A 24,152-nucleotide genomic window follows, 5' to 3' on the forward strand; every position below is an offset into this window, starting at 1 on the left:
GCTTAACTTGCTATTTGGTTTGCTATCGAAGTGATACAGCGCTTAGCCGCGCCACTAATGCCAGCAAGCTGAAAGAAGCCGTGGATTACTCCTAGATAACGCTCACAATAAGCATCAACGCCTTGCGCAAGCATCAGTTTGTAAAGCACCTCGCCTTCATCACGAAGAGGATCATACTCTGCTGTAATTATCGAAGTTGTCGGCAAGCCGCTAAAATCCGCACTTAACAAGTTGAGCTCTGGCTTAGCCTTTATATCCGAATCATCGTTCGCATATAAACTAAAACCCGAAAGCAGCATCTTGGCAGTGATTACATAATCAGTAGCATTATCGTTATAGCTTTGTGACTTGCCCAAAGGATCCAACATTGGATAAATGAGAATTTGTTTGCGGGGTAACCATCGTTGTAGCGTTTTGAGTCTAAGTGTCGTTGCCAAAGCAAGTTGACCACCTGCACTATCGCCAACAAAAGTTAAATGTTGTGTGTCTCCACCCCATTTTTGGCCATGTTCCTTGATGCCTAATACAGCTTGATACACATCGTCGTGTGCTGCTGGATAAGTAAATTCCGGCGCCAAGCGATATTTTATGCAAACCACGATTGAATTAGACTGCAGCGCAATTTTCCTCAGTTGAATATCATGAGTTTTAAAACCACCGCTAACAAAACACCCACCGTGAAAATAAACAGTAATTGGTAGGTCAAATTCGTTCGTTGGTTTATAAACTTTAACTTCAATGTCGTTTACAACGTCTAGAAACTCACTATCCATTGTTACATTGTCGCCAGCTAAAACTGTACTCGCTATATAACCATTGCGGCGCGCTGCGATTGTCTGCTGTGAAGGACACACTTTTCCGTTAGATTGGAATTCATCAACAAGTTCTTTTATTCCAGCTTCTAGGTATTGAGTCATCTCTTAATTCCTTAATAAATACCAAAGGAATCATATACTAATGCAAATAAATGTGTATACATACAGTCGTAAACTTGTGAGGTGAAGTAGGTTTATCTGGTGTGAGCTACATTAATCACCAGAAGAAACACCGCTACTGTCTCTTGGGCCGCCGCCGAATTCACCACGGCTTGGTTTGTACTCTTCGTCTTGACTCCTGAGAAATAGCCAAATTCCAATTGCAGCAATGACCGGTATTAACCAAACAATCGCTAACTGTGCTGTCTTTTGTGGCTTTTCGAAATCATCCCGCTTGATAATCGCAAGTGTTATGAAAAGATTCAGTATAAGAATCATGAGACCGAGTATATATAAGTAATTTACTTCCATTACTAGCGTCCATTTTTTTCCTGAATTGTAATCTTCAGCGATCGACAAAGTTCATCAACCGACCTAACAAGCTCAGTTTTCGAGGAACCATGAACGATGTTGCCAACCATAATCCACGTATTATTGGTCCACTTTTCTAGCATCCCACAATCTTCTTCTCCATCCCAAGAAACCATAAAACGACTCGCCCCCAGCGCGTAAATACAGTCGACAGAGCCGTCTAGATCACGTTCAGTATCTATTGTCACTTCAACATAGTTGAGAGGGACCAAAATCGCACTAATTTTAGTTTTTAGAAGCTGATAGTCTGTCATTATTTCCTATGAGGCTCTATTCATAAAAGTAGAATTAATAGATGCAGCGAAGGTTATCACCATCTTTCAAGATTCGCATATCCGTTAATATTAACTCTGGAATTGGATGTGGCCAGCTTTCATAGACTGATAGATTTTGGCGTACTGGGCAACTACTGGTTTGATGAGGTTCGCCTTTAAAGTCAATCATATTCAAGTGGTATTTGATATTGAAAGGAAAAGGATTTTTAACAGATAACATCATGCCTGTACTTGAATCCATTTGCGTAAAGGAAAATCTAATCGTCTTATCGGGATTAACATTCTCAGTTACCAATTTAAAATTGCCAATCCGTTGTCCATCAATTACTTCTGCTTCAATGAGTAAAACATCACCCGGAAGAATCGATAACTTGTCGCCCATGGCTGCTGGCCAGTATAGCGGCAGCATTTGATCAATTGGTCCATTATCCGTGTTAAATTGAACGCGTCGATTCTCGCGACATTGATTGGTTTTACAAAACTCTTCAAGCGTAACTTCTATTTGCTCTATTGGTTCTTTCGTATCTTTTTGCTCCTCTAACGGAGCTTGTGCTTTTGGTGCCTCTGTAGATTGACAGCCGAGCAATAGCATTGATGATGCGAGTAATAATGTTGAATATTTCACGAAACGTCCTTTTATGTGTTTATTGTTTAAATGGAAATCACCATACATATTTTCATTGCTAAAGTATTGAAAATCATTTGGTTATGCAAGGAGAATTGTGGATGGTTAGAATTTAGTGTTAGTTAAAAGGTGTTAGAACTAACATCTAATTTTTGTTGCACGGCTTTGGTGTCCATATTAAATGTCAGCATTTCTGGATACAAATGAAAAACTATTCTTAATGTGACGATTATTATAAGAGTAGTAAGCAAAGGAAACAGATTTGCTTTTATACTATTCCCTTTCAAATAATCTTTTATGGTTTTTATGAATAAGTAAAATCCAAAAATGATCAGCAATAACCAAATAAAAGCTAAGAAAATACCTAATACGTTTATATCAAACATAAATACCTAATCATCAAATCTGACGGAGTGTTCAAAGACATATTTTATCGTGCATAAATTTATGGGTGTCTAGGGTTTCTGAGGGTTTTCCTTTAACGCCTAAATCAGGCGCGCCGTAGGCGTCACCTGGATTTTCTTGTTATAAGTATTTTTGCACATCCTTAAGTTCAAAGTTTGTAGCAATATTCGTATACCTATGGATTTGATCCAATATAAGAAATCCAATTAGAGATGACTTCTTAGTAAATGCTGACGAGCCTACTACACCATGACTAAGCGTATTTCGACTTATGAAGTTATTTTCTCCATGAACATCAAAATCTTTGAAGAAATTAGAAAGAATGTACTGGCTAAACTTTTGAGGGAACAGCCTTGAGATACTATGTGTATGAGCAGTAATGTTTGTTTGTACGTGCTCTGACAAAGCCTCTTGTCTGCGACCTTCTTTATCTGGATTAGCACGAATAAAGTCATCACGCAAGATAGCTTCTATCCTTGGATATAGCATGTGAATTGATCCATCATAATCACTATCTGAGTGATAATTTAATGCTTTTTCAATAAATGAAATATGCTTAGATATCTTTTCATTTGTTTGTATTTCATTTATCCAAGATTCTTTATTTTCAATAAATTTCAAGTTGATATTTTCTTCAATATCACTTGTATCCCAGCCCAGCTTGATATGATTTAAAAGGTTTTTCTGTTCATCATAGTCAATGAATGAAAATGGAAACCAGCTAGACGATAAGCTCACCTTCCATTCTTCTTCATTTAGGTCAAAAATGTCAAAAAATATTGATTCAGAAAGAGCCGCACCAACTGACTGGCCTACGTCATAATCTATAGGATGGTTGTTTTCACCCTCTAACGCTGGGCCAAAGTCATAACACATGATTCTGTCCCAACCGTTATTCATCAGAATTACATATGAGCAATCATTTGGAAATGTAATATCTTTAAATTCTACTTTATCAATATGATAAATGTCGTTTTTACGGACAGGCTCTCCGGCTTGAATACCTTTTGATACTACAACTTGAGCAAAAACTTGCACTTCATTTAAATAGACATCAACATCTAGGTTGCTTTTAATTATTGCAATCAGCGTTTTTACTTGTGAAGGGTGGAAATCTTCACATGCTTTGTTAAGTATTTGCTGTGGGTATCCCTCTACCTTTCGAATAAAATCTTTTCCATAAGACGAAAGAGAAATGCCACGAAACTGAATTTGTAAAGATTCTCCAGCTTTCGCAGCTCCTAAACTGTAGCCTGCTGGCATTTCATCTAACTTTATAGTCTTCTTCATGTTTACGATGAATTTCCTAAATACTTATAACAGTATGTTATCAAGCATGCGCGATAATACCGCACATACTCATACAATGAAACTCCGAGTCTATTAGGATAATCCACTTAATGTCAATCACTTACATGAGCAAGATACACCATAATCCCTGATTACAATTTGTAGAAAGCGTGCATTGCGTCATACATTGCAATACTGTGCAATGTATGACGCAATTGAAAATATAATAAGAACTAAATATCAATATGTTATTTACTTTTCGATGGAGAAAACATGCGTGACTATGCACACTTCCCCCACAATTAAGCCCTGAATCTAGATAAATCCATTACAACTGTATAAATACACATCCCAAGTTAGGGGACGCTCCCAAAAACAAAAAAAGGCCAAAATCAAACGATTTCGGCCTTTTACTCTATTATGTTGGAAACGTAAAAACTAACGTTAATTAGTCTTCAATTTCCATCGTCATTAACGATGCGTTACCACCTGCGGCAGTTGTATCGGTACTGATAGTTTTCTCAGTCACCATACGCATGAACAGGTTGTCGTTATGCGTTGCTGTGATTAACGGCAAGATAGCGCCTGAGCGGGCGGCTAGTTTGTCGTTTACCAAGTGCATTAAGCTGGTGTTGCTATCAACGATTGCGCCTGCGACGAAATCGTGTGCTACTACAGCGTCTAATTGCTCTTGGTTTGCCACTTGGAATACGCCGTCAATAATGCCGATTTTGGTTAGGCCAGTGTTGATTACATTGGCTTTAGCCGTCATTTCATCGTTACCGATTGCGATTACAGTGTTACCAGCAGCAAGGGCTGCGATTAATGAGATAAACCAGAACTCGAAGCCTGTGTTATCGTCGCCAATGTGGGCTAACACGCCGCGAGATTCTAGGTAAAGCTCGTTTAGCTCACCTGTTGGGCCCGGTAGCGTGATTGGATCGATAAGTTTCTTCTCAGCGTCGATTAATAGACGACTCGCGTTGGCGATGGTTGCTTCGAAGTTATCTTCTTTGCTAAATGCGCTGTTGTTAGACACGTGGGCTAGTAGCTGACGTAATACCGATAAACGAGTGTTAACGTCGCTGTGCTGCCATGATTTTTCAGCGTTTTTGCTGCGGCTAACGATGTTGTTTACCGCTGGGCCTGCTGATTTACCAAATACTGCGTTTAGTGACTCGATAGTCGGATCGTCAAAACGCGGTGTTTGCGGTGTGTTCACTTCTTTAACCAGACGCGTTAAGTAAGCTGGGCCACCTGCTTTTGGACCTGTACCCGACAGGCCACGACCACCAAATGGTTGCACACCTACGATAGCACCGATCATGTTGCGGTTGATGTAAACGTTACCAGCGCGTGAGCGCGACGCTAAGAATTTCGCTTTTTGGTCGATACGAGTGTGAATACCCATGGTTAAACCAAAACCAGTGCTATTTACTTCGTCGATAACGCCTTGGATATTGTTACCTTTAAAGCGGATTACGTGCACACAAGGGCCGAATACTTCTTGAGTTAACACGCTTAGATCGTCAATTTCGTATAGACGCGGTGCGAAGAAGAAGTTACCTGTCTCCCCCATGTTTGGTAGTTCACAGGTGTAGTGCAGTTTCGCTTTTGGATGATTGCTTAGGTAATCAACATGGCTGTGTAGCGCGCTAAATGCTTTGTCATCGATTACTGGGCCAACATCACTTGAGAAGAATTGTGGATCGCCAACGTGTAGCTCTTTCATCGCACCAGTGATCATGGTGATAACTTTGTCAGCAATTTCTTCTTGTACGAATAGTACGCGAAGTGCTGAACAACGTTGACCAGCAGATTGGAAACCAGAGGCGATAACATCGTCAACCACTTGCTCAGGGAGTGCTGTTGAATCGACGATCATACAGTTTTGGCCACCCGTTTCAGCGATTAATGGCACAGGCTCGCCGCCACGTGCAGCAAGGTCTTGTGCGATGCGAGTACCAGTTTCCGTTGAACCAGTGAACATCACGGCTTTAATGCGGTGATCTGGCACAATTACTTGCCCTACTTTGCTACCACGGGCAATAACTGGCAATACTACGTTTTGTGGTAAGCCTGCTTGCTCCATTAATTCGATAGCGCGTAGTGCAATCAAACTTGTTTGCTCTGCTGGTTTTGCAACAACTGTGTTACCAACAACAACAGCGGCGGCAACTTGACCTAGGAAAATCGCCAGCGGGAAGTTCCACGGGCTAATGGCTAATACAACGCCGCGAGACGCTAAACGCTCATCGGCCATTAGCTCTTCTGCGCGTGCTGCGTAGTAACGACAAAAATCAACCGCTTCACGTACTTCTGCTACGCCATCAACTGGGATTTTACCCGCTTCTTTAATACATAACGCGATTAACTCATCACGATTTTCTTCTAACAAGTCTGCTGTTTTACGAAGTACATCAGCGCGTACTTTAACGTCGGTTTGCGACCAAGTTTCAAACGCAGTTTGCGCGTTTTCAACTAACTGGCTCATGCCTGCTTCATCAACGTGAGTGATGTAGCCGATGATTTCATCGTGATTTGCTGGGTTAGTAACTGGTGCGCTGCCTGCTGGCACATCTTCTGCGCTAATACGATTGTTAGCAAACCACGCATCAAGATTGTTTTTCATTGCGGTAACGTCATCAACGTCAGTTAAATCGATACCTTTTGAGTTTTTACGCTCGTCGCCGTACAAATCATCTGGCATAGCGATTTGTGGGTTGTATTTATTAACCCATGCAGACACAGTTTCAACAGGATCAGCAAGTAGCGATTCAACTGGAATGTCTTCGTCAACGATGTTGTTTACAAACGAGCTGTTGGCGCCGTTTTCAAGTAGACGACGTACTAAGTAAGCGAGTAGATCTTCGTGTGCACCAACTGGCGCGTAAACGCGACAAGATACTTTTTCACCTTGTACTACTTGATCGTAAAGCGACTCACCCATGCCGTGTAAGCGTTGGAATTCAAAACCTGTCTTATCACCAGCAGCCATTTGTAGAATAGTCGCTACTGTGTAGGCGTTGTGCGTTGCAAATTGTGGGTAGATTGTATCGCGGTAGCTAAGCAGTTTCTTGGCACAAGCTTGGTAAGAAACATCAGTAGACGGTTTGCGAGAAAATACAGGGAAGTCTTCTAAACACTCGACTTGTGAGATTTTAACTTCGCTATCCCAGTAAGCGCCTTTTACCAGACGAACCATCATTTGACGGCCAGCTTTTTGCGTTAGTTCACGCACCCAGTCAATCACGAAGATTGCACGCTTTTGATACGCTTGAACCGCGATACCAAAACCGTCCCAACCGTCTAAGTCTTTGTCTAGGAATACGGCTTCGATGATATCCATAGAGATATCTAGGCGATCGGCTTCTTCGGCATCAACCGTAAAACCAATGTTGTAGCCTTTCGCTAAAATTGCTAGCTCTTTTAGACGTGGGGTTAATTCTTCGATAACACGCTCGCGATGTGAAAATTCGTAACGCGGATGGATTGCCGATAATTTAATTGAAATACCAGGGCTTGGTTGTGGACCGCGACCGTTAGCGGCTTTGCCAATGGCGTGGATTGCGCCAACGTAAGCGTCGAAGTAGCGATTGGCGTCGGCCATAGTGCGCGCGCCTTCACCTAGCATGTCATATGAGTAAGTGTAACCTTTGGCTTCTTGCTCAACAGCACGTTCTACGGCTTCACCAATATTGCGACCCATAACGAACTGGGTTCCCATGATTTTCATGGCGTAACGTACTGCTTTACGAATTACTGGCTCGCCTAAACGGCCTACAGTACGCTTTAATACGTTAAATTGTTCTTTTTTGTCTTTGTCAGTGTAGTTAACCAACTTACCTGTCATTAATAGACCCCAAGATGAGGCATTAACAAAGATAGAGTCACTGTTACCGATGTGTGAGCTCCAGTCGCCGTTAGCTAATTTGTCACGAATTAGATTATCGGCTGTTACTTTATCTGGCACACGAAGCAGTGCTTCTGCTAGACACATCAATACCACACCTTCTTCGGTAGAAAGTGCAAACTCATTAAGCAGTGCGTCAACGCCGCCCTTACCTATTTGATCTTTGCGAATATTAACTACCATTTGACGAGCGTGTTCCCATGCGCGGCTTTTAGCGTCAACATCGATTTTCGCTAGTGGTAATAGGTGGTCTAAGATTTCGTTCTCATCGCAGCGGTAGTGATCGCGGATCGTTTGACGAATTGGGTTGGTGGCAGTTAATGACTCATTAAATAGCATTAGATGTCTCCAGCAAGTCATTTATCAAAGCGGTTTGTTGTTTTATTAATGCTTAAATAAATGGTTGGTTAATAAAGTGGGATGGGATTTTAGATAAGATTCAGCAGAATGTGCTGGTTAAATTCGGCGATATACCGTAAATTATCGGGAATTAGCCAACCCAAACAGTAGAATATTCTGTATATGAGCCAAACGTCTAAAATCAAACCGCTTGATCGTATCGATCTTAAGATCCTTTCGGCACTGCAAACTAACGGTCGTATTAGCAATGTAAACCTTGCTAATGAGGTCGGTTTAAGTGCAAGTCCTTGTCTTGATCGCGTAAAACGTCTTGAAAGCGAGGGGTATATTGAGCGCTATGGCGCAAAGCTTAACGCGTCGAAACTCAAATTTGGCATGTCGGCCTTTATTCAAATTACCCTTGAACGGACCACCAGCGATCTATTTGATAGTTTTGCAGCTGCGGTGCAAGAGATCAATGAGGTAAGCGAATGTCATATGGTTGCTGGTGGCTTTGATTATTTAGTTAAGATCAGAATTGCCGATATGGAAGCCTATCGCCAAGTATTAGGAACGATCGTAGATATTCCCGGCGTTGCTAAAAACCATACCTACGTTGTTATAGAAGAAGTAAAACAAGATCACGGCTTACCTATTGCTCCTGAGTAATTGAGGAAAGTTAGCTTATTCACTCTCGTTCTATCGCATAGCGCAAAAACTGCAAATTAGCCATTTGGATGGCTAGACATCCAAATGCATGCGCGCTATAGTTGAGTCACTAAAATGACTGAGGTAGTGAATTAATGGACTCTGTTTTACGCGCAAAATCTGAAGACGCTAAGTTTGGCGTATATTTTATTGGTACAACGCCGCCGCGCGAAGGCATGCCATTAGAAAAAGTCGAAGACATTGCCGATAAGCTCGTTGCGCGTTTAGATAAAGTCGATTTCGATGGTTTGATCGTTTACGACATTCAAGATGAAAGCAGCCGCACCGACGAAACGCGCCCTTTCCCGTTCAAAAAAACCTTTGAGCCTTGTCATTACTCGCAAATCTTAAACGGGAAAACCAATAAACCCGTGATTACTTACAAAAGCGTTGCAGCTAAAAACAGTGACGAGTTTAATCAGTGGTTAGATAACAGCTGGCAGCTGTATGGCGTGCGCGATATTGTGCTGGTGGGTAGTCCATCATCGAAAGGTGTGCCAAAGCTGGCGTTGCAAGATGCCTATAAAGCACAGCTCGAACATCGCCATAACTATTATGTTGGCGGCGTAACTATCGCAGAGCGTCATGCCAAAAAAGGTGACGAGCACTTGCGTTTGTTAGAGAAAGACAAGCAAGGTTGTGAGTATTTTATTTCGCAAGCAGTATACGATGCCCCTGCCACTATCGATATGCTGGTAAGTTATGCCCGTGAATGTCGCGCGCAAGGTATTCGCCCTAAGCGCATGGTATTAACTTTTACGCCATGTGGCAGTGAAAAGACCATGGATTTTATGAAGTGGTTAGGGATATCGATTCCTGAATCTACTCGCTGGCGCATTTTGGAGTCAAATAACCCATTAGCTGAGTCAATAAAGGTGTGTCGTAGTAATCTCAATCAAATCATCGAAGCCGTTATGCCGCTTAATATTCCGCTTGGACTAAATATTGAGAGCTTAACCAATCGCAAAGAAGAGATTGATGCGGCTATTCGTTTATATAAGCTGTTAAAAGCAACTTACGATATGGCATTAGCGGAGCGTGAACTGCGTAATATTGAGCTGGAGTCTTAACCTTTTTAATAAGTACGCTTTTGAAAATACACCTTATAAGATGACTTTGTGAAGATTCAATATACCGTCACAAAAACCACATCAATTTGTCACATTCATTTCCTATCTTAGCGCCATTGAGTTGGCGCACTGCATTTTATTGTGTCATCGACTAGACCAAAAGATAGGAAATCCATCATGAAAACATTCACTTCAAAATTAGCCATCAGTGCCCTTGTCGGTGCTTCGTTATTATCACTTGCTGCTTGTCAAAGCACCGATAACAGTCAAGCTAGCGCAGCTAAGTCAGCTGAAAAGCAAGCGGTTAAGGTTGTTAAGAAAGCCCTGAATAACGAGGACATGTTTGAAGTTGCCCACGAAGGCCGTTATTTCATCTTCGACGATTTTGCCACTTACCAACAATTTTTAAGCGTTGGTGAAACGGCTTACCGTAAAGTTTACATCGGTGATGGCCCACACGGTGAAACACTAGTGTTTGGCTTAACGGGTAAAGACAAAAAGAAATCATCTGGCATTGCTAGCATCGATATGTATCGCGGCAAATTAAACGCGAGCGATGACTTCTATGGCGAAATTCGCTCTGAAGACGGTCGTCTATACGTATTTAGCCGTTACGAAGATATGGTAGAAACGCGTAAATTAGGTGATGCAATCTACCGCTTTACACAAATTGGTGCGGGCCCAGATGGTCAAACGGTTGTGTTCGTCCTTAACAAGGACAATAAAAAGAAACGCCCTGATGCACTAATCGCTGAGTTTAAAAAGCGTAACAAGCTTGGCTAATAAATAGATGCGTTTTAAGAAAGCCACATTTTGTGGCTTTTTTTGTTTCTGAATCAGTTTGCTTTATTATCGTTACTACAAATTCCAACTAGCTGATTACTATGTTCAAACAAATTCTCGCGACCTTGTTCCTCACATTATTTTCTTTTTCCCTGCTCGCCAATGCTACAGAGCAAGAGGTTCCTAATTTAGCCGGCATGTGGGTTGGCTATTACAAATACGGCGAAAACACTTTCGTTGAGTGCTCGATGGTGCTTGAGCAAAAAAGTACGATTATCAAAGGAAAAATGATTGAAGTACAAACCTTTGGTGATGAACCGTCGATAGGATTGTCTGCTGATATTACTGCGACTTTTGTTAAGTCAAACGGAGTTTTTATGGTTAAACAATATGACGGCAGCGGTGGTCAACAAGGTAAAGTTGTTTATAACCTAACACGCTCACATAATGATTCTGTACTCACCGGAAAATGGTTTATTAAAGACGGTCCGTCAGGCTATGTGAAGTTTATGCGTTATGTGGCAAGTAATTAGGGTTGTGTGATATACGTGTTTCTCATAAGGAAAATAAGATAACAGTGATAGTTGGATTAGTATGATTTTGCATAAATTAATATTTGGTCGCATTTCAGATGTAGATAGAGAGCAAGCCGAAGAATATATCAAGTCTTATATTTCTGTACTATTTCACAACGGTCAAGCCTGTGGAGAGTATTTTAGCGTTCTAGAGCAAGGTGAGCTCTGTGCTTATATTAATCTGCCAGAATTAGCAGCGTCAGAAAGCAAGCATCATTGCCAATATGGAAAAAAGTGGCTGGCTAAAATTGAAGCTATATTTCAGCAATCCCCCATTTGGAACGTAATAGATGACGAACTACCTGCGGTAGATGTTGATTTTACTGAGTCACCTTTTTTGTTTTTAAACACAGAATATGACGAATACGAATCTCCCATTTATCGCGGTGATAATGACTACTCAATTCCGCTTTTTAAATTTTTTAACACCCATGAAGAGCGCGAAGCCGTTTATTATTGGCAACGTGAATATCAAGAGCTAGAAACGATATGGATTAGAGGTGGCGCACTTGAAATGTTGGCGTACAAAGAACTGGCTAATCCGTCATCTACATTTAGCTGTGGAGGTAGAGAGATATGCCAAGCTATCGAAAAGTTTACCGGAATTCCAACCTACTACTACCTGTTTAGGTATTACGGGCGACGAGAAAATGAAGATGCTAGAAAGTGTCCTAGTTGCGGTAAGAAATGGCAGAATAAGCATCAACAGAATGATCCAAGTTTTCATCATTTCGACTTCATTTGTCATGATTGCCGATTAGTTTCACATTTATCAATAGATAACTCTGATGAACGTCATGCTGTTATTGGTGAGTGGCGAAAATGACAATTAATCCTTCTCAATCATAAATGAATCCCCTACTGCCTCTCTTAACGACGGCTTATTAATTGGCTGCGCGCTTAGTGGCGTAACAATACGTGGTGTGAGCACACTATTAAGCTGGTTTATATCGCTATTGTTGGGATCGAGCCACATATCATATTGATGTGGCATCAGCATTGCGGGACTGGCTTTGGTGTGAATATGCTTGAGTTTTGGATGCGGCGCATTGGTAATGATTGAACAGGAGTACGCCAGCTCACCTGTTTGTGGATGACGCCACAAACGATACAGCCCAGCGAAGGCTAATGCTTGCTCGGTGGCGGTCATGTTGTGGTAACTCACTGGCTTTTTATTAACAAACTGCGTTTCACCAAAGCCAGATGCGGGAATAATACAACGCTGGCTACGAAATGATTGATATCCAGCACTCCCCGGTTGGTTAACTTTGTCATATCGAGTATTAAATGAGGTATAACGGGATGGTTTAAAACCACCGTCAATACGATCGAGTAATAACCACCAAGTCGCATCACGCAAACTACGCTGGCCTTGTTCTTCAACGATAATGGAGACAGGCTGACAGGGAGTAATAAAATCAGAAAAGCGCTGTTGCTGTGGATTTTCGACTTCAAGTCCTTCTAGCAATAACTGAACAAAGGAATCATCGTTAACGTTAAATCGACCGCACATAAAAACTCTCTCTAATGATGATATTAAACAAGGCTTAATTATATTTTTGTCATATACTTAGCCTGACATTTTATTCTGAATGAGTCATCTTATATGGATATTCTAGTATTACTTATTATCGAAGCCATCGCCGTTGGCTTCGCTTTATTCCTTGCCGGAAAACTCACCACCACAGAAATAGGATTCAAAGAAGCCGTGATCTGCGTAGCCGTCAGTGGCGTTGTCGGTTTAATACCTGTGATTGGTTGGCTACTTTCAATTGTCGTCTATTTCTATTTACTTAAACAATTTACCGCTGCCGATATATGGCCAGATTTAATTCTTCTGGTAGTCGTCAGTAAATTAATCGGCATTATGATAGTAGCGGCCTTTGTTTCAATCTCAGTGTGATTTCAAGCGTAGCGTTTCGATTATTTCACGGCGCTGCAGCGCTGAAAACGCATAATAATTGAAGATAATATCGTGCTTATCTTGTCCCTTAATGATGACAGAACGAAATAAACCACCAAAGGTGCTAGCAAGCTCGTAACCGCGATAATCCTGCCAACTGATAGTCGTTTTCTCGCCGTAGTTAATATACGAAACTCCCTGCTCTGTTACTTCAACGCCGTGTTCGATAATTTTATTATTGCCTGAATTAAACACCGCCAGCCATAAGATAAACAGCGCAGGAATACCGACATAAACATACAGCGAAGATGCTTCAATAGTCTGATAGTGCTGATGAACCCCCGCGGCGATAATAGCGCCGACAATCACCGATAAAAGCGCAAATGAACTTTGATTGGCGCGATAAACGATGTTTTGCCAACGACTTTGTTGATAGATTTTTTGCATGCGTTAGACCTTCACCTGATAATTGAGATCCATGACTTCATCTCCCGTCATGCCGCGAAATCCCCATTGATATGGCGCTTGCTCTTTAATGGTGATTTCAACATCAATCGGCTCGAGATCCAGCCGCTGATGCAAAGTCTCAAATAATGCTTTAATCAATGCTTTTTGGGTGTCGACTTTACGCCCCGCCATCATATTGATTTCAATAACAGTATAACGATCAGAGCGACCACCCGGATAATAAAAATCGCTTTTATCCAGCCCAATAAAGCGTTGCGCACGTTTATCTTCGGGTAAACCAAGTACCTGATTCATACAGTGATGAATAGCATCAGATAACTGTGCTTTTATTGGATTGAGTTGTTCCTTGATGCCGTAGACAACAATCATAATGGAGCCTTATTTAGTCCGTTAAAAAGAAAGTGACATTGGTTACCACACGCACATCTTTGGCAATTTTCTTATCGTCACCATAGTTACTGCCGACATCGCGAATAATAAAACCGCCTTGGCGCGCACTGCGAATACCGCCAACAGTGACACCAGCGTTTTGCGCAAACTCATTGGCCGCTAAGCGAGCATTGGTTGTGGCTTCTTTCAGCATGGCTGGTTTGATATCGTTGAGTTTGGTGAAGTGGTATGACGGTGCGTTGTTGGTAAGATCTAGACCTTGGGCAATGAGTTTATTGAGTTTGGCGCGAACTTTTGCCACTAAATGTACTTGATGGGTTTCCACATCTATTTTGCCAATAAGGAAATGCTTTTCTTCCACCAGTTTTTGGTTCTCGTCGCGATATTCACGTTTGCGATAATCCAGTACACCAGGTTTAATTTCTTCGTCGCTAAAGCCACTACTTTTTAGCAACTCAATAATGGTGGCTTGATCTTGTTCTGATGCGCCGTAAAGCTCTGGAATATCGTCTTTGTTATTGCCTGTGACACTGTATTCAATGGTCCAATACGCCTTGTCTGATTCAACGCGCCGCTCAGCGAGTCCTTTTACCACAGCAGTATTCAGGGCAACTTTGGATTTATACAGTGTTTGGCTAATGAAATAGCCAGAAGAAGCAATCCCTGTGGCTACTAATAATGCACCAATAATCCAATGGCTGTTGTTACTTTGCTGACTCATTCTACACTCCCTATATTTTTATACGCCCTAACATAAGATAAAACTTTAACTATTGCAAAGACTTATATTCTTTTTGTTGTCTAAAACCATTAGTCATTAATTAACATGACAGCGCTTTTTGTTGCAAAAATACCGACAAAACATTATAACTGTACATATATACAGTATTTATTTTGAGGCTGTGTCATGCGTACTGATTTTAGCCAACTTATCGATGGTCGCCAGATTTGGCTGGGGAGCCAACAGGCCATTAATGAAGATTATCAAACCACAGGCTATCCATTGTTAGATGAAAAACTTAGTGGTGGTTGGCCCAAACAAGGCATTATTGAATTACAAACTAATAACGGCATTGGTGAATTGCGCTTAATTGCACCGTATTTAACAAGCAACGCTAATAAAGAGCAATTACTGCTGTTTATTAATCCGCCGAGCGTTATTAACAGCCAGATGCTGTCCCTCAATGGTATTGAGCCAGCCAGTGCGTTGGTGATCAACCACAGTGATAGTGATAAGCAGCTGTGGTGTGCAGAGCAAAGTCTACTCAGTGGTTGTGTCAGCTCTGTTGTATTGTGGCAAACACAGCTCAGCAGTTGCCAAGTAAAACGTTTGAAACTTGCGGCTAAAGCGACGGGTTCGCGTTTGATCGTTATTCGTCCCCCCAATCAATTGGCAACCCTGCCCGTTAATTTATCGCTGGCGCTAATGCCTTGTGATGAGGGGTTGACAATTACTATCAAAAAACAACAGGGTCATTGGCCGCAGCCATTATTTGTGCTTGATATGAGTGAGCGCTGGCCAGATCTAGTGACTCACATTACCCGCGATAATGTTATCGCGCTGGGCAAACGCCGAGTTAGCTAATGTTGTGGTTCTATTTAGACTTTCCCCAATTGCAGCTCGATAGCTTAATGGCCAGCGACATAGCGCAAACTGCATCGATGGCAACGCCAATCATTATTGTCGATGGTCAATACAATCGCGTGGTGCAAGCGAATAAAGCGGCTATCGACTGTGGTGTATGTTTAGGTTTTGGCTTAGGACGCGCGATTTCGTTAAGTAATCAGATGCAGGTGCACAATTACAACAGCAAACTAACCCAGAAGTTACTAGCGCAAATCACGCAATCGGCTTATAGCGTTATCGCCGATATTGCGCCAATGCCGCCGCAGGGATTATTACTGCGTTTATCTCCCATGTTCGCTCTCTATGGCGATTTAAATGGCACAGCCAAGCAACTAAAACACTGGTTGAATAACTTACAACTGACTTATCGCGGCGCTTGCGCTCTCAATCCCATTGCGGCTCAGGTGATAGCTCAATCACTGCCAATCAATACTTTACGTATCAGTGATGATCCTCATGTGATCCATGATTGGCTTAGCAATACATCCATTAACTATCTCGATGTAGCCGACAAGATCATTGAGCAATTACGCGCTATTGGGATGCATGACATTGGCCAGCTAGTTAGCCTCCCTGCAGCGCAGCTTAGTACGCGTTTTGATAGCGAGTTCTTATCGTATTTGAATAAACTCAAAGGCGATGTGCCTGCGCTTATCGATTTTTATTTGCCACAAACCCCGTTTCATTATTATTGCGAGCTCCATTACGAGCTACACACAACCACCCGCTTAGCGCCTATCTTGCAAAAAATATTAGCAGAGCTAAGTCGTTATTTACGTAGCCGCGATAAATTAGCGCTATCTGTTGCCTTAACATTACACCTGCGAGAAAAAGCTAATCTTAAGGAGCCACTACTTTCCGTCACTATTAGCAGCGCGCAAGGCGAGCAAAGTGCATCAACGTGGCTTAATTTAATCAGCTTACAATTAGAGCGGGTCGAACTGCCCGCGCCTATTATTGCGATAAGTTTAGATTGCTGTGATGTAATTGCTAATCGCACCATCAGCGATGACATTCTTAGCCAAGCTAGCCATAACGCTTCACGCAAGCGATTATCAAAAGCTCAGCTCGTTAGCTTATTACACGCTAAACTCGGCAGTGAACACGTAATAGCTCCTAGCTATCACAATAGTCATTTACCTGAAGTCATTAACGGGATAACAGCCATTAACGGTTTAAATACATCACCCCAAGCAAAGGCTAGTGTCGAAAATCAATTAACAGCACCGACGCAAGATAATAGCCAGATTAACGACAAACTACGTGCAGGCCTGCGCCCGAGTTATTTACTCGAAAAACCACAACCGCTCACCATGCCAGTAAGCATTTTTCACGGACCTGAGCGCTTAAGCGGCCATTGGTGGCAAAAGCATACCATCACTCGTGATTATTACATTGCCCGCAACGAGCAACTGCAGTGGTGCTGGGTGTTTCAAATTCCCGCAGGGCAATGGTTTTTACATGGCTACTTTGGTTAAGTGTGAATTGAAGATTGGAGCTAAGCATGCGTTATAGCGAACTGTTTTGCCAAAGTAATTTTTCGTTTTTAACCGGTGCATCACAGCCGCAAGAGCTAGTGACGCAAGCCGCGTTTTACGGTTATGACGCCATTGCCATTACCGATGAGTGTTCGGTAGCTGGTGTGGTGCGCGCCTATAGCGAAATTAAGGACAACAATCTCAACATCAAACTCATTGTTGGCGCGTTGTTTAAACTTGATGATCTTACCGTCGTCATCTTGTGTCCAAACCGTAAAGCCTATGGCGAACTGTGCCGTATTATTACTAACAGTCGCCGCCGCGCCATTAAAGGCCACTATCAATTATCGACTTGGGATTTAATGTCGTTAAAGCAGGCGTTCGTGCTATTTATTCCTAGCGGAAAACCAAACAGTGACGAGCAATGGCTCATCTGGCTTAATAAATATCATCAAGGGCGTTTATATATCGGACTGCGCACCTATCTCACCATGGGGGAATCCCATTATCATCGTCACTGTCAGGGGCTGGCGAAAACTCATCATCTCGATATTGTTGCCTGTGGCGGCGTGTTAATGCACAGTCGTCAGCGTCTTGCTCTGCAACACACGCTAACTGCCATCAAGCACGGCTGTAATGTTAAAAGTCTAGGTGCATCGGCATTATCAAACAGTGAATATGCGCTGCGACCTGTCCATCAGCTAAGTAAACTATTTCGCGAAGAATATCTTATTAACGCTGCTATGCTCGCCAAGCGATGTCAGTTTGATTTATCACAGCTACGCTACGAATACCCCAGTGAAGTACTGCCACAGGAGCATACGCCAGACTCCTATTTGCGCTTGTTGGTAGAGCGCGGCATAAAAAGGCGTTTTCCAGAAGGAATTACCGACGAAACACGCGCCACTATCGAAAAAGAGCTGGCGCTTATTAGCGAACAGTCTTATCAATATTTCTTTTTAACCGTGTACGACGTGGTGCAGTTTGCCAAAAACAAAGGCATTTTATATCAAGGGCGCGGCTCGGCGGCCAATTCCATTGTTTGTTACTGCCTTGAGATCACCGCCGTCGATCCTCGGCAAATTTCGGTCTTATTCGAGCGCTTTATTTCGAAAGAGCGCAACGAGCCGCCAGATATTGATGTCGATTTCGAGCATCAGCGCCGCGAAGAAGTTTTTCAGTACATTTATCAAAAATACGGTCGTAAACGGGCAGCACTCGCCGCAACGGTCATTACCTATCGTTTAAAAAGTGCGATCCGCGATGTCGGCAAAGCGTTAGGACTGTGTGAAACTCAGCTCGATTACTTTATAAAAAACATTAACAGGCGCGATAAAAGCGTACCTTGGTTTGAGCAGCTTAGTGAACATGGTTTGGATCTATCTAGCACCCTCGCCCAGCATTTTGTGAGTTTAGTGCACGAGATCTTAGGTTTTCCACGCCACTTATCCCAGCACGTTGGTGGTTTTGTTATATCTTCAGGCCCGCTACACGAATTAGTGCCAGTTGAAAATGCGGCGATGGAAAATCGCACCGTCATTCAATGGGACAAAGAAGATTTACAAACCCTTGGCCTGTTAAAAGTCGATGTGCTCGCCCTTGGTATGTTAAGTGCTGTGGCTAAAAGCTTTGCGTTGTTAAAGCAACATTATGATCACGACTACACCATTGCCGATATCACGCGCTTTGGCGACGATCCACAGGTCTATCACGCTATATCACAAGCTGATACCGTTGGTGTGTTTCAAATAGAATCACGGGCGCAAATGAGTATGCTACCGCGCTTAAAACCCCGTTGTTATTACGATTTAGTGATTCAAATTGCCATTGTTCGCCCTGGGCCTATTCAGGGAGATATGGTGCATCCTTATCTAAAGCGTCGCGATGGCATTGAAGCAATTAGTTACCCGTCTGCTGAAGTTAAAAGCGTGCTTAAGCGCACCTTAGGGGTGCCGATCTTTCAAGAGCAAGTGATAAAGCTGGCAATGGTAGCCGCTGGTTTTAGCGGCGGTGAAGCGGATCAACTGCGCCGCGCGATGGCAAAATGGCAACGCAACGGCCTATTAACGCCCTTTAGAAACAAATTACTGAGCGGCATGACAGAACGCGGTTATAGCAAAGAATTTGCCGAGCGCATTTTTAAACAGATTTGTGGCTTTGGCGAATATGGTTTTCCAGAGTCTCATTCAGCGAGCTTTGCGGTGCTGGCTTATGTCTCAGCATGGCTCAAATATTATTATCCCGAGGTGTTTTACTGCGCACTTCTTAACAGTCAGCCAATGGGGTTTTATTCGCCAGCGCAGCTCATTCAAGATGCTAAGCGTCACGACGTAACGGTGTTGGGACTTGATATTAACCAATGTCAGTATGATTACACACTAGAAAAACAAGCACAGAACCAAGCTAAACCTCATATCAAAGCGCTGCGTTTAGGCCTTAGGCAAATTAAAGGGCTGAGTGAAACTGCCGCCAATGCGATAATCGAGCACAGACCACAATCGGGATTTGCTAGCTTAAATGACATCAAAGCCTTGGGTTATGAGCACGGCGTTATTACCCAGCGAGATCTCAATGCACTCGCTAGCAGCGGCGCGCTACATGCCTTTGGCGATAATAGATATGTGCTGCGTTGGTTAATGATGGACGATCTTTACGATCTGCCGCTGTTTCGTCAGCTTGCCCCCAAAGTGACTGAGCCAAGTGTCAACAATGACTATATTAGCCAGCCCAGTGAGCGCGATAATTTATTAGAAGATTATCAGAGTATCGGCCTTAGCCTTGAGCATCACCCAATAGCGCTATTAGAGCGCCATAATCAGCTTAGTCGTTACACGCAAGTACAAAACCTACACACCATAGAGCATCAAAAACCTGTGACAGTTATTGGTGTGGTGACTGGGCGACAAGCGCCGGGAACTGCAGCTGGCGTGACCTTTATTACGCTTGAAGATCACACCGGCTCAAGTAATGTGATTGTATGGCAAGCCACGGCAAGTGCGCAAAAACAAGCGTTTTTAACCTCGCGCATCTTAAAAGTGCAAGGTATTTTAGAGCGTGAAGGCGATGTGTGTCATATCATCGCTGGGAAACTCACTGATTTATCTCACCTGCTGGAGCAATTAAATCCTAAAGCACGCCATTTTCACTAAATTCATTTGTCTAATCTATGACGGCTTCAACTTCAGGGACATACTGCTGACATAGGTCATCAAACGCCAACGGCTTGCTAAAGTAATAGCCCTGAATAATGTCACAACCAAGCTCACGTAATTGCTCATACTGCTCTTTGGTTTCGACGCCTTCGGCAACCGTGCTCATATGCCCTGATTGCGCGATAAGAATAATCGAACGCACCAAGGATAAGCTTTGCTCAGACGATAAGCACTTCACAATGAACGAACGGTCAATTTTCAGTTCGTTAATCGATAACTGACTTAAATAACTTAAGGATGAATAACCTGTACCAAAGTCATCGAGTGATACATCAAATCCATGATCGCGCAGATCTTCAATCACCGCGCGTGAGCGCCCCATTTCAGAAATTAGCACATTCTCAGTGATTTCAATCGTCACATAGGCATTTGATAATTTGTTGCGCTGGGTTACGCGGCACACCTTACGCACGAAATCTTCTTTGACCAATTGAGCCGGTGATACATTAATCGATACTGTAATCGGGCTGGCGTTATTGCGATTATAGTTAGCAATATCGCCACAGGCTTGCTCGATAACAAAGTCCCCTATTTCGTCGATCAGCCCGATATTTTCAGCCACTGCAATAAATTCGTCTGGCGGCACAAATCCAAGTTCATCATTGTTCCAACGAATTAAGGCTTCGACCCCCATGATCTGACCGCTAGCGGCACAAATTTGCGGCTGATAAACCACAAACAATTCATTTTTGGCAAGCGCAGTGCGTAGTTGTGTTTCAATAACCAAGGCACGCTCTAATTCTTGATGTAACGCTTGCTCATAAAACAAGTATTGGCCTTTTTGCTGTGCTTTAGATTTGTATAGCACTAAATCGGCTTTGCGAATGAGCTCACTGGCGCTACTAGCATCGTTGGGATACATCGCAATACCAATACTGCCATTAACGTGTAATTGATTAGTACACACCTCGACTTGGCGGGCAAATACTTGTTGGATGGCCAACACTTTCTCTTTCGCATGCTCAATGTCATAGAGCATCGGAAAACTGAAAATAAATTCATCACCGCCAAAACGAAATACATTGTCTTTCGGCCCTAATAGATTACTAAAGGACTCGCCAAGAATGGTAAGTAAACTATCGCCAGTAGCATGGCCGTAATGATCGTTAATTTTTTTGAAATCATCTAAATCAAAGAACATTACCGCCAGCTGAGTGTTTGAATCTCGACACAGCTCAATATCTCGCTCAATGGAAGATTCTAATTCGCGACGGTTTGGCAGTTTAGTCAGCGGATCGTGATTCGCTAAAAAATTTAACTGCTCTTTATTTTCATTAAGCTGTGACAAATTGAGAAGTATTTTCGATTCGTAGCGCTTGAAGCGTTTAGCGGTGTTGCGAGAAATAACAAAACACACAGCAACCAATAGCAAACTCAGTAACGTACTTAGCAATAATAATTTAACCAATGTCTCTTGGTTCTGTGCTTCAAGCTCTGCTTTATGATCTAAAAAATATTGATTCACTTCGTTAAGATCGATTTCGCCAACTAAGGTCCAATGCCAGTCCGGATTGTGCCGCGCGTAGATAATATTTCCCGTTAAAAGCCCATTCGCATCGGTAAAGGTATTAGTCGATTCTAAAAACTGACCGTCTGTCGCCAGTGTATGGCGCTGTTTTGCGTGAAATATTGGCGCATTCGATTGCTCACCAAGCACAGTAGGATCATCATGAGCAATATAATTGAGCTCCTCGTCGACGATGTAATAATCAAAGCCTAAATCGGCGCGGCTGAGCTGCAAACGCGCTAACATCAATTTTTGTAAGTGCGCTTCAAAATCAACGAGGTATTCACCAGTGCCTAAATACCAATTAAGTGGTTCAAACAACTTAATAAAACCCACTTTAAAGTAGGGCTTGCCGTCAGAATCGGGTTTTTGGAACCAATAGTGATAAAAAGTTTCGTCGCGCTCTTTCATTAACGCGATCATCTCTTTAACAATTTTAGTTCCCTTGATATCAACCATGGTTGTAATTGATGTACCTTCTAGGCTTGGCTGAATTGGCAATAATTCACTAACGCCATCGAGAGATGTCGCGAAAAAATAACCTCGCCCCTCTAAAAATCTTACATTACGCAAAGCATCTTTCACTCGTTTACCGATCTCAGCCTTCGGCAAATCTTGATTACTGCGATAAATTCCGGAAGCAATGGCATGAGCCTCATGAACCCGCTCACGAATACCATTTTGAAGTTGCTCAGTCGCCGTGTTTTTCTCAAATGAAATGTGTGACGATAACGCGTCGATTTGGTTTTTCAGCACCAAGCGCTGTTGGCTAATGGCATTGTGAGAGAGTGTCGCAATTTCGCGTTCAAGTGACGCCGTATTCTCTTTGATAAGCAAGGTACTCATCACCGCCGAGAAACACAAAACAACCGTAATAGGCCCATACTTGATGAGCTTTAAAATATTTTTATTCGAGCGCGCATTAATCACGTTAACTGCCTAACTTACTAACGATTGAAGCATTCTTGTTAGCAAATATCACAATAGCTAACATCGCTAAAACAAAAGGTAACCCAACTAACACCAAGGCTATCCAACCAAAATTAAACAAAACAACTCCCGCCAGTAATGACACCAAAGCTTGCGTTGCGAAAATACTGAAATCATTAACAGCTTGCGCGCCTAAGCGCTCGTGAGATTGATATGACTTTGGTAACAGTAACGTGCCACTTGAGAATAGGAAATTCCAACCAACACCCAATAGCACCATTACCCACCAATAATGCATGACGCTGTGACCTAATAAGGCGAACAATACAACGGCTAAATAGCACAATACACCAATAAGCATCACGTTTAACAAACCGAGTTTTCGAACAATCCAAGCCGAGAATAACGACGGTAAATACATCGCGATAATATGGCTTTGTACCACCCATTTAGTTTGCTCAAGCGAATGGCCGTCAATCACGTGCATGCTAAGTGGCGTTGCAGTCATGACATAACTCATTACGCCATAGCCGATACCAGCACTGGCTAATGCAACTAAAAATATCGGCTGTTTACAAATTTCAAGTAAAGATCGAGATTCGCCACTTGCTGTTTCCGTTTTTGCTTGCGTCGGTGTTAATTGAGAAATTGCCAGCATGCTGAGCACCATAATGACTGCAAGTCCGACGAAAGAGCCAACAAAACCGTGCGGTGATGCTATCCAATCTTTACCAGCCACCGCTAATTCTGGCCCTAACATCGCTGCGAAAATACCACCCACCATCAAGATTGACAGCGCCTTAGCGCTATCATCACTCTCAACACTTTCTAGTGCACAAAAACGCATTTGCGCGACAAATGACATACTAAAGCCCAGTAGGATACTGCCCGCAACCAGCAACCAAAATGATGAATTCATAGCGGCGAACGCCGACACTAATGCGCCAAACACAGCAATGGATAAACCAACCAATAGGCTGAAACGACGTCCAATACGATTAGTTAGTCTATTTGCAGGAATCACGGCGATCGCCACGCCAATAATAAGCGTAGATATGGGGAGGGTCGCTATTTCAGGATCTGGCGCGAGATGTTGGCCTAAAATACCACTCACTAGAACCATTAAAGAAGTCGCACACATCGCTAACGGCTGTGCAAAAAACAACAACCAGATGTTATTTGGGAGTTTAAAATACCATCGACCCACCAGAGCACTAACGCCCAAAGCCAATAACGTAAACAACAAAGTGTAAGACATTAAGCCCTTAACCTTACGTAAAATAATACTATATAACTACTTTTAAGCTA

The 24,152-nt window shown here is 42.7% G+C and carries 21 protein-coding genes; 9 read left to right on the plus strand and 12 right to left on the minus strand.

Annotated elements, in window-relative coordinates; genetic code table 11:
- Window positions 1–2 precede the first annotated feature (2 nt).
- The 6 genes from MHM98_RS09750 to putA all read right to left on the minus strand — a co-directional run bounded on the left by MHM98_RS09750 (window position 3) and on the right by putA (window position 8,193).
- Window positions 3–917 (minus strand): alpha/beta hydrolase, encoded by a 915-nt coding sequence (locus MHM98_RS09750; RefSeq protein WP_239439083.1) that lies wholly within the window; start codon window positions 915–917, stop codon window positions 3–5.
- Window positions 918–1,028: 111 nt separating this feature from the next.
- Window positions 1,029–1,286, minus strand: coding sequence for a hypothetical protein (locus MHM98_RS09755; protein WP_239439084.1), 258 nt, complete (start codon window positions 1,284–1,286; stop codon window positions 1,029–1,031).
- A gap of 2 nt (window positions 1,287–1,288) precedes the next feature.
- Window positions 1,289–1,600 (minus strand): hypothetical protein, encoded by a 312-nt coding sequence (locus tag MHM98_RS09760; protein ID WP_239439085.1) that lies wholly within the window; start codon window positions 1,598–1,600, stop codon window positions 1,289–1,291.
- Window positions 1,601–1,634: 34 nt separating this feature from the next.
- Complete coding sequence (locus MHM98_RS09765) at window positions 1,635–2,246, minus strand: hypothetical protein (RefSeq protein ID WP_239439086.1); 612 nt, start codon at window positions 2,244–2,246, stop codon at window positions 1,635–1,637.
- A 525-nt stretch (window positions 2,247–2,771) separates the two neighbouring features.
- Window positions 2,772–3,941 (minus strand): hypothetical protein, encoded by a 1,170-nt coding sequence (locus MHM98_RS09770; RefSeq protein ID WP_239439087.1) that lies wholly within the window; start codon window positions 3,939–3,941, stop codon window positions 2,772–2,774.
- Window positions 3,942–4,389: 448 nt separating this feature from the next.
- Entirely contained in the window at window positions 4,390–8,193 is a 3,804-nt protein-coding gene (putA, locus tag MHM98_RS09775; RefSeq protein WP_239439088.1) for a bifunctional proline dehydrogenase/L-glutamate gamma-semialdehyde dehydrogenase PutA, read from the minus strand.
- A gap of 183 nt (window positions 8,194–8,376) precedes the next feature.
- On the opposite strand from putA, the gene MHM98_RS09780 reads away from it, so the two are divergent.
- From MHM98_RS09780 to MHM98_RS09800, 5 genes are all read left to right on the plus strand, one after another.
- On the plus strand, window positions 8,377–8,862 hold the full coding sequence (locus MHM98_RS09780; RefSeq protein WP_239439089.1) for an Lrp/AsnC ligand binding domain-containing protein: 486 nt from the start codon (window positions 8,377–8,379) through the stop codon (window positions 8,860–8,862).
- Window positions 8,863–8,996: 134 nt separating this feature from the next.
- Window positions 8,997–9,971: a hypothetical protein gene (locus MHM98_RS09785; RefSeq protein WP_239439090.1), complete on the plus strand. Its 975-nt coding sequence runs from the start codon at window positions 8,997–8,999 to the stop codon at window positions 9,969–9,971.
- Between the two features lie 177 nt (window positions 9,972–10,148).
- Entirely contained in the window at window positions 10,149–10,754 is a 606-nt protein-coding gene (locus MHM98_RS09790) for a hypothetical protein (RefSeq protein ID WP_239439091.1), read from the plus strand.
- A 101-nt stretch (window positions 10,755–10,855) separates the two neighbouring features.
- Window positions 10,856–11,287: a hypothetical protein gene (locus tag MHM98_RS09795; RefSeq protein ID WP_239439092.1), complete on the plus strand. Its 432-nt coding sequence runs from the start codon at window positions 10,856–10,858 to the stop codon at window positions 11,285–11,287.
- A gap of 61 nt (window positions 11,288–11,348) precedes the next feature.
- A complete protein-coding gene (locus MHM98_RS09800; protein WP_239439093.1) occupies window positions 11,349–12,155 on the plus strand; it encodes a DUF2310 family Zn-ribbon-containing protein in 807 nt (268 codons plus the stop codon).
- Window positions 12,156–12,158: 3 nt separating this feature from the next.
- Here MHM98_RS09800 and MHM98_RS09805 read toward each other — a convergent pair whose 3' ends face one another.
- On the minus strand, window positions 12,159–12,842 hold the full coding sequence (locus MHM98_RS09805) for an SOS response-associated peptidase family protein (RefSeq protein WP_239439094.1): 684 nt from the start codon (window positions 12,840–12,842) through the stop codon (window positions 12,159–12,161).
- A gap of 93 nt (window positions 12,843–12,935) precedes the next feature.
- Between MHM98_RS09805 and MHM98_RS09810 the strand changes: the two genes are divergently transcribed.
- Entirely contained in the window at window positions 12,936–13,232 is a 297-nt protein-coding gene (locus MHM98_RS09810; RefSeq protein ID WP_239439095.1) for a hypothetical protein, read from the plus strand.
- On the opposite strand, the gene MHM98_RS09815 is transcribed toward MHM98_RS09810, so the two are convergent.
- Genes MHM98_RS09815 through MHM98_RS09825 form a run of 3 tightly spaced genes read right to left on the minus strand, consistent with a single transcriptional unit; the run spans window position 13,224 to window position 14,811 of the window.
- Entirely contained in the window at window positions 13,224–13,679 is a 456-nt protein-coding gene (locus MHM98_RS09815) for a hypothetical protein (protein WP_239439096.1), read from the minus strand. The two genes, MHM98_RS09810 and MHM98_RS09815, sit on opposite strands and share 9 nt — an antisense overlap.
- Before the next feature lie 3 nt (window positions 13,680–13,682).
- The gene (locus tag MHM98_RS09820; RefSeq protein WP_239439097.1) at window positions 13,683–14,069 is read right to left on the minus strand and encodes a tautomerase family protein; all 387 of its coding nucleotides are present in this window, start codon (window positions 14,067–14,069) and stop codon (window positions 13,683–13,685) included.
- A gap of 13 nt (window positions 14,070–14,082) precedes the next feature.
- Window positions 14,083–14,811, minus strand: coding sequence for an SIMPL domain-containing protein (locus tag MHM98_RS09825; RefSeq protein WP_239439098.1), 729 nt, complete (start codon window positions 14,809–14,811; stop codon window positions 14,083–14,085).
- A gap of 186 nt (window positions 14,812–14,997) precedes the next feature.
- Here MHM98_RS09825 and imuA point away from each other — a divergent pair, with 186 nt between their 5' ends.
- From imuA to MHM98_RS09840, 3 genes are read left to right on the plus strand one after another with little or no spacing between them, the layout of a single operon-like run.
- Window positions 14,998–15,675 carry a translesion DNA synthesis-associated protein ImuA gene (imuA, locus tag MHM98_RS09830; RefSeq protein WP_239439099.1) on the plus strand — a complete coding sequence of 226 codons (678 nt, stop codon included), beginning with the start codon at window positions 14,998–15,000 and terminating at the stop codon, window positions 15,673–15,675.
- On the plus strand, window positions 15,675–17,195 hold the full coding sequence (locus MHM98_RS09835; RefSeq protein WP_239439100.1) for a DNA polymerase Y family protein: 1,521 nt from the start codon (window positions 15,675–15,677) through the stop codon (window positions 17,193–17,195). The genes imuA and MHM98_RS09835 overlap by 1 nt, the downstream gene beginning before the upstream one ends.
- Before the next feature lie 26 nt (window positions 17,196–17,221).
- Window positions 17,222–20,344, plus strand: a complete 3,123-nt coding sequence (locus MHM98_RS09840) for an error-prone DNA polymerase (protein ID WP_239439101.1) — start codon at window positions 17,222–17,224, stop codon at window positions 20,342–20,344.
- 10 nt (window positions 20,345–20,354) lie between these two features.
- Here MHM98_RS09840 and MHM98_RS09845 read toward each other — a convergent pair whose 3' ends face one another.
- Together MHM98_RS09845 and MHM98_RS09850 are read right to left on the minus strand one after the other, a co-directional pair.
- Window positions 20,355–22,844 carry an EAL domain-containing protein gene (locus MHM98_RS09845; protein WP_239439102.1) on the minus strand — a complete coding sequence of 830 codons (2,490 nt, stop codon included), beginning with the start codon at window positions 22,842–22,844 and terminating at the stop codon, window positions 20,355–20,357.
- 1 nt (window position 22,845) lies between these two features.
- On the minus strand, window positions 22,846–24,102 hold the full coding sequence (locus MHM98_RS09850; RefSeq protein WP_239439103.1) for an MFS transporter: 1,257 nt from the start codon (window positions 24,100–24,102) through the stop codon (window positions 22,846–22,848).
- Between the last annotated feature and the right edge of the window lie 50 nt (window positions 24,103–24,152).

Origin of the sequence: Psychrobium sp. MM17-31 (genome assembly GCF_022347785.1) — a bacterium.
In the GTDB taxonomy this organism is placed as follows: Bacteria; Pseudomonadota; Gammaproteobacteria; order Enterobacterales; family Psychrobiaceae; genus Psychrobium.

Bases quoted from the DNA above. Each gene is read 5' to 3' on its own strand.
- MHM98_RS09750 (WP_239439083.1), bottom strand. From the start codon at position 917: ATGACTCAATACCTAGAAGCTGGAATAAAAGAACTTGTTGATGAATTC.
- MHM98_RS09755 (WP_239439084.1), bottom strand. From the start codon at position 1,286: ATGGAAGTAAATTACTTATATATACTCGGTCTCATGATTCTTATACTG.
- MHM98_RS09760 (WP_239439085.1), bottom strand. From the start codon at position 1,600: ATGACAGACTATCAGCTTCTAAAAACTAAAATTAGTGCGATTTTGGTC.
- MHM98_RS09770 (WP_239439087.1), bottom strand. From the start codon at position 3,941: ATGAAGAAGACTATAAAGTTAGATGAAATGCCAGCAGGCTACAGTTTA.
- putA (WP_239439088.1), bottom strand. From the start codon at position 8,193: ATGCTATTTAATGAGTCATTAACTGCCACCAACCCAATTCGTCAAACG.
- MHM98_RS09780 (WP_239439089.1), top strand. From the start codon at position 8,377: ATGAGCCAAACGTCTAAAATCAAACCGCTTGATCGTATCGATCTTAAG.
- MHM98_RS09785 (WP_239439090.1), top strand. From the start codon at position 8,997: ATGGACTCTGTTTTACGCGCAAAATCTGAAGACGCTAAGTTTGGCGTA.
- MHM98_RS09790 (WP_239439091.1), top strand. From the start codon at position 10,149: ATGAAAACATTCACTTCAAAATTAGCCATCAGTGCCCTTGTCGGTGCT.
- MHM98_RS09795 (WP_239439092.1), top strand. From the start codon at position 10,856: ATGTTCAAACAAATTCTCGCGACCTTGTTCCTCACATTATTTTCTTTT.
- MHM98_RS09800 (WP_239439093.1), top strand. From the start codon at position 11,349: ATGATTTTGCATAAATTAATATTTGGTCGCATTTCAGATGTAGATAGA.
- MHM98_RS09805 (WP_239439094.1), bottom strand. From the start codon at position 12,842: ATGTGCGGTCGATTTAACGTTAACGATGATTCCTTTGTTCAGTTATTG.
- MHM98_RS09810 (WP_239439095.1), top strand. From the start codon at position 12,936: ATGGATATTCTAGTATTACTTATTATCGAAGCCATCGCCGTTGGCTTC.
- MHM98_RS09815 (WP_239439096.1), bottom strand. From the start codon at position 13,679: ATGCAAAAAATCTATCAACAAAGTCGTTGGCAAAACATCGTTTATCGC.
- MHM98_RS09820 (WP_239439097.1), bottom strand. From the start codon at position 14,069: ATGATTGTTGTCTACGGCATCAAGGAACAACTCAATCCAATAAAAGCA.
- MHM98_RS09825 (WP_239439098.1), bottom strand. From the start codon at position 14,811: ATGAGTCAGCAAAGTAACAACAGCCATTGGATTATTGGTGCATTATTA.
- imuA (WP_239439099.1), top strand. From the start codon at position 14,998: ATGCGTACTGATTTTAGCCAACTTATCGATGGTCGCCAGATTTGGCTG.
- MHM98_RS09835 (WP_239439100.1), top strand. From the start codon at position 15,675: ATGTTGTGGTTCTATTTAGACTTTCCCCAATTGCAGCTCGATAGCTTA.
- MHM98_RS09840 (WP_239439101.1), top strand. From the start codon at position 17,222: ATGCGTTATAGCGAACTGTTTTGCCAAAGTAATTTTTCGTTTTTAACC.
- MHM98_RS09850 (WP_239439103.1), bottom strand. From the start codon at position 24,102: ATGTCTTACACTTTGTTGTTTACGTTATTGGCTTTGGGCGTTAGTGCT.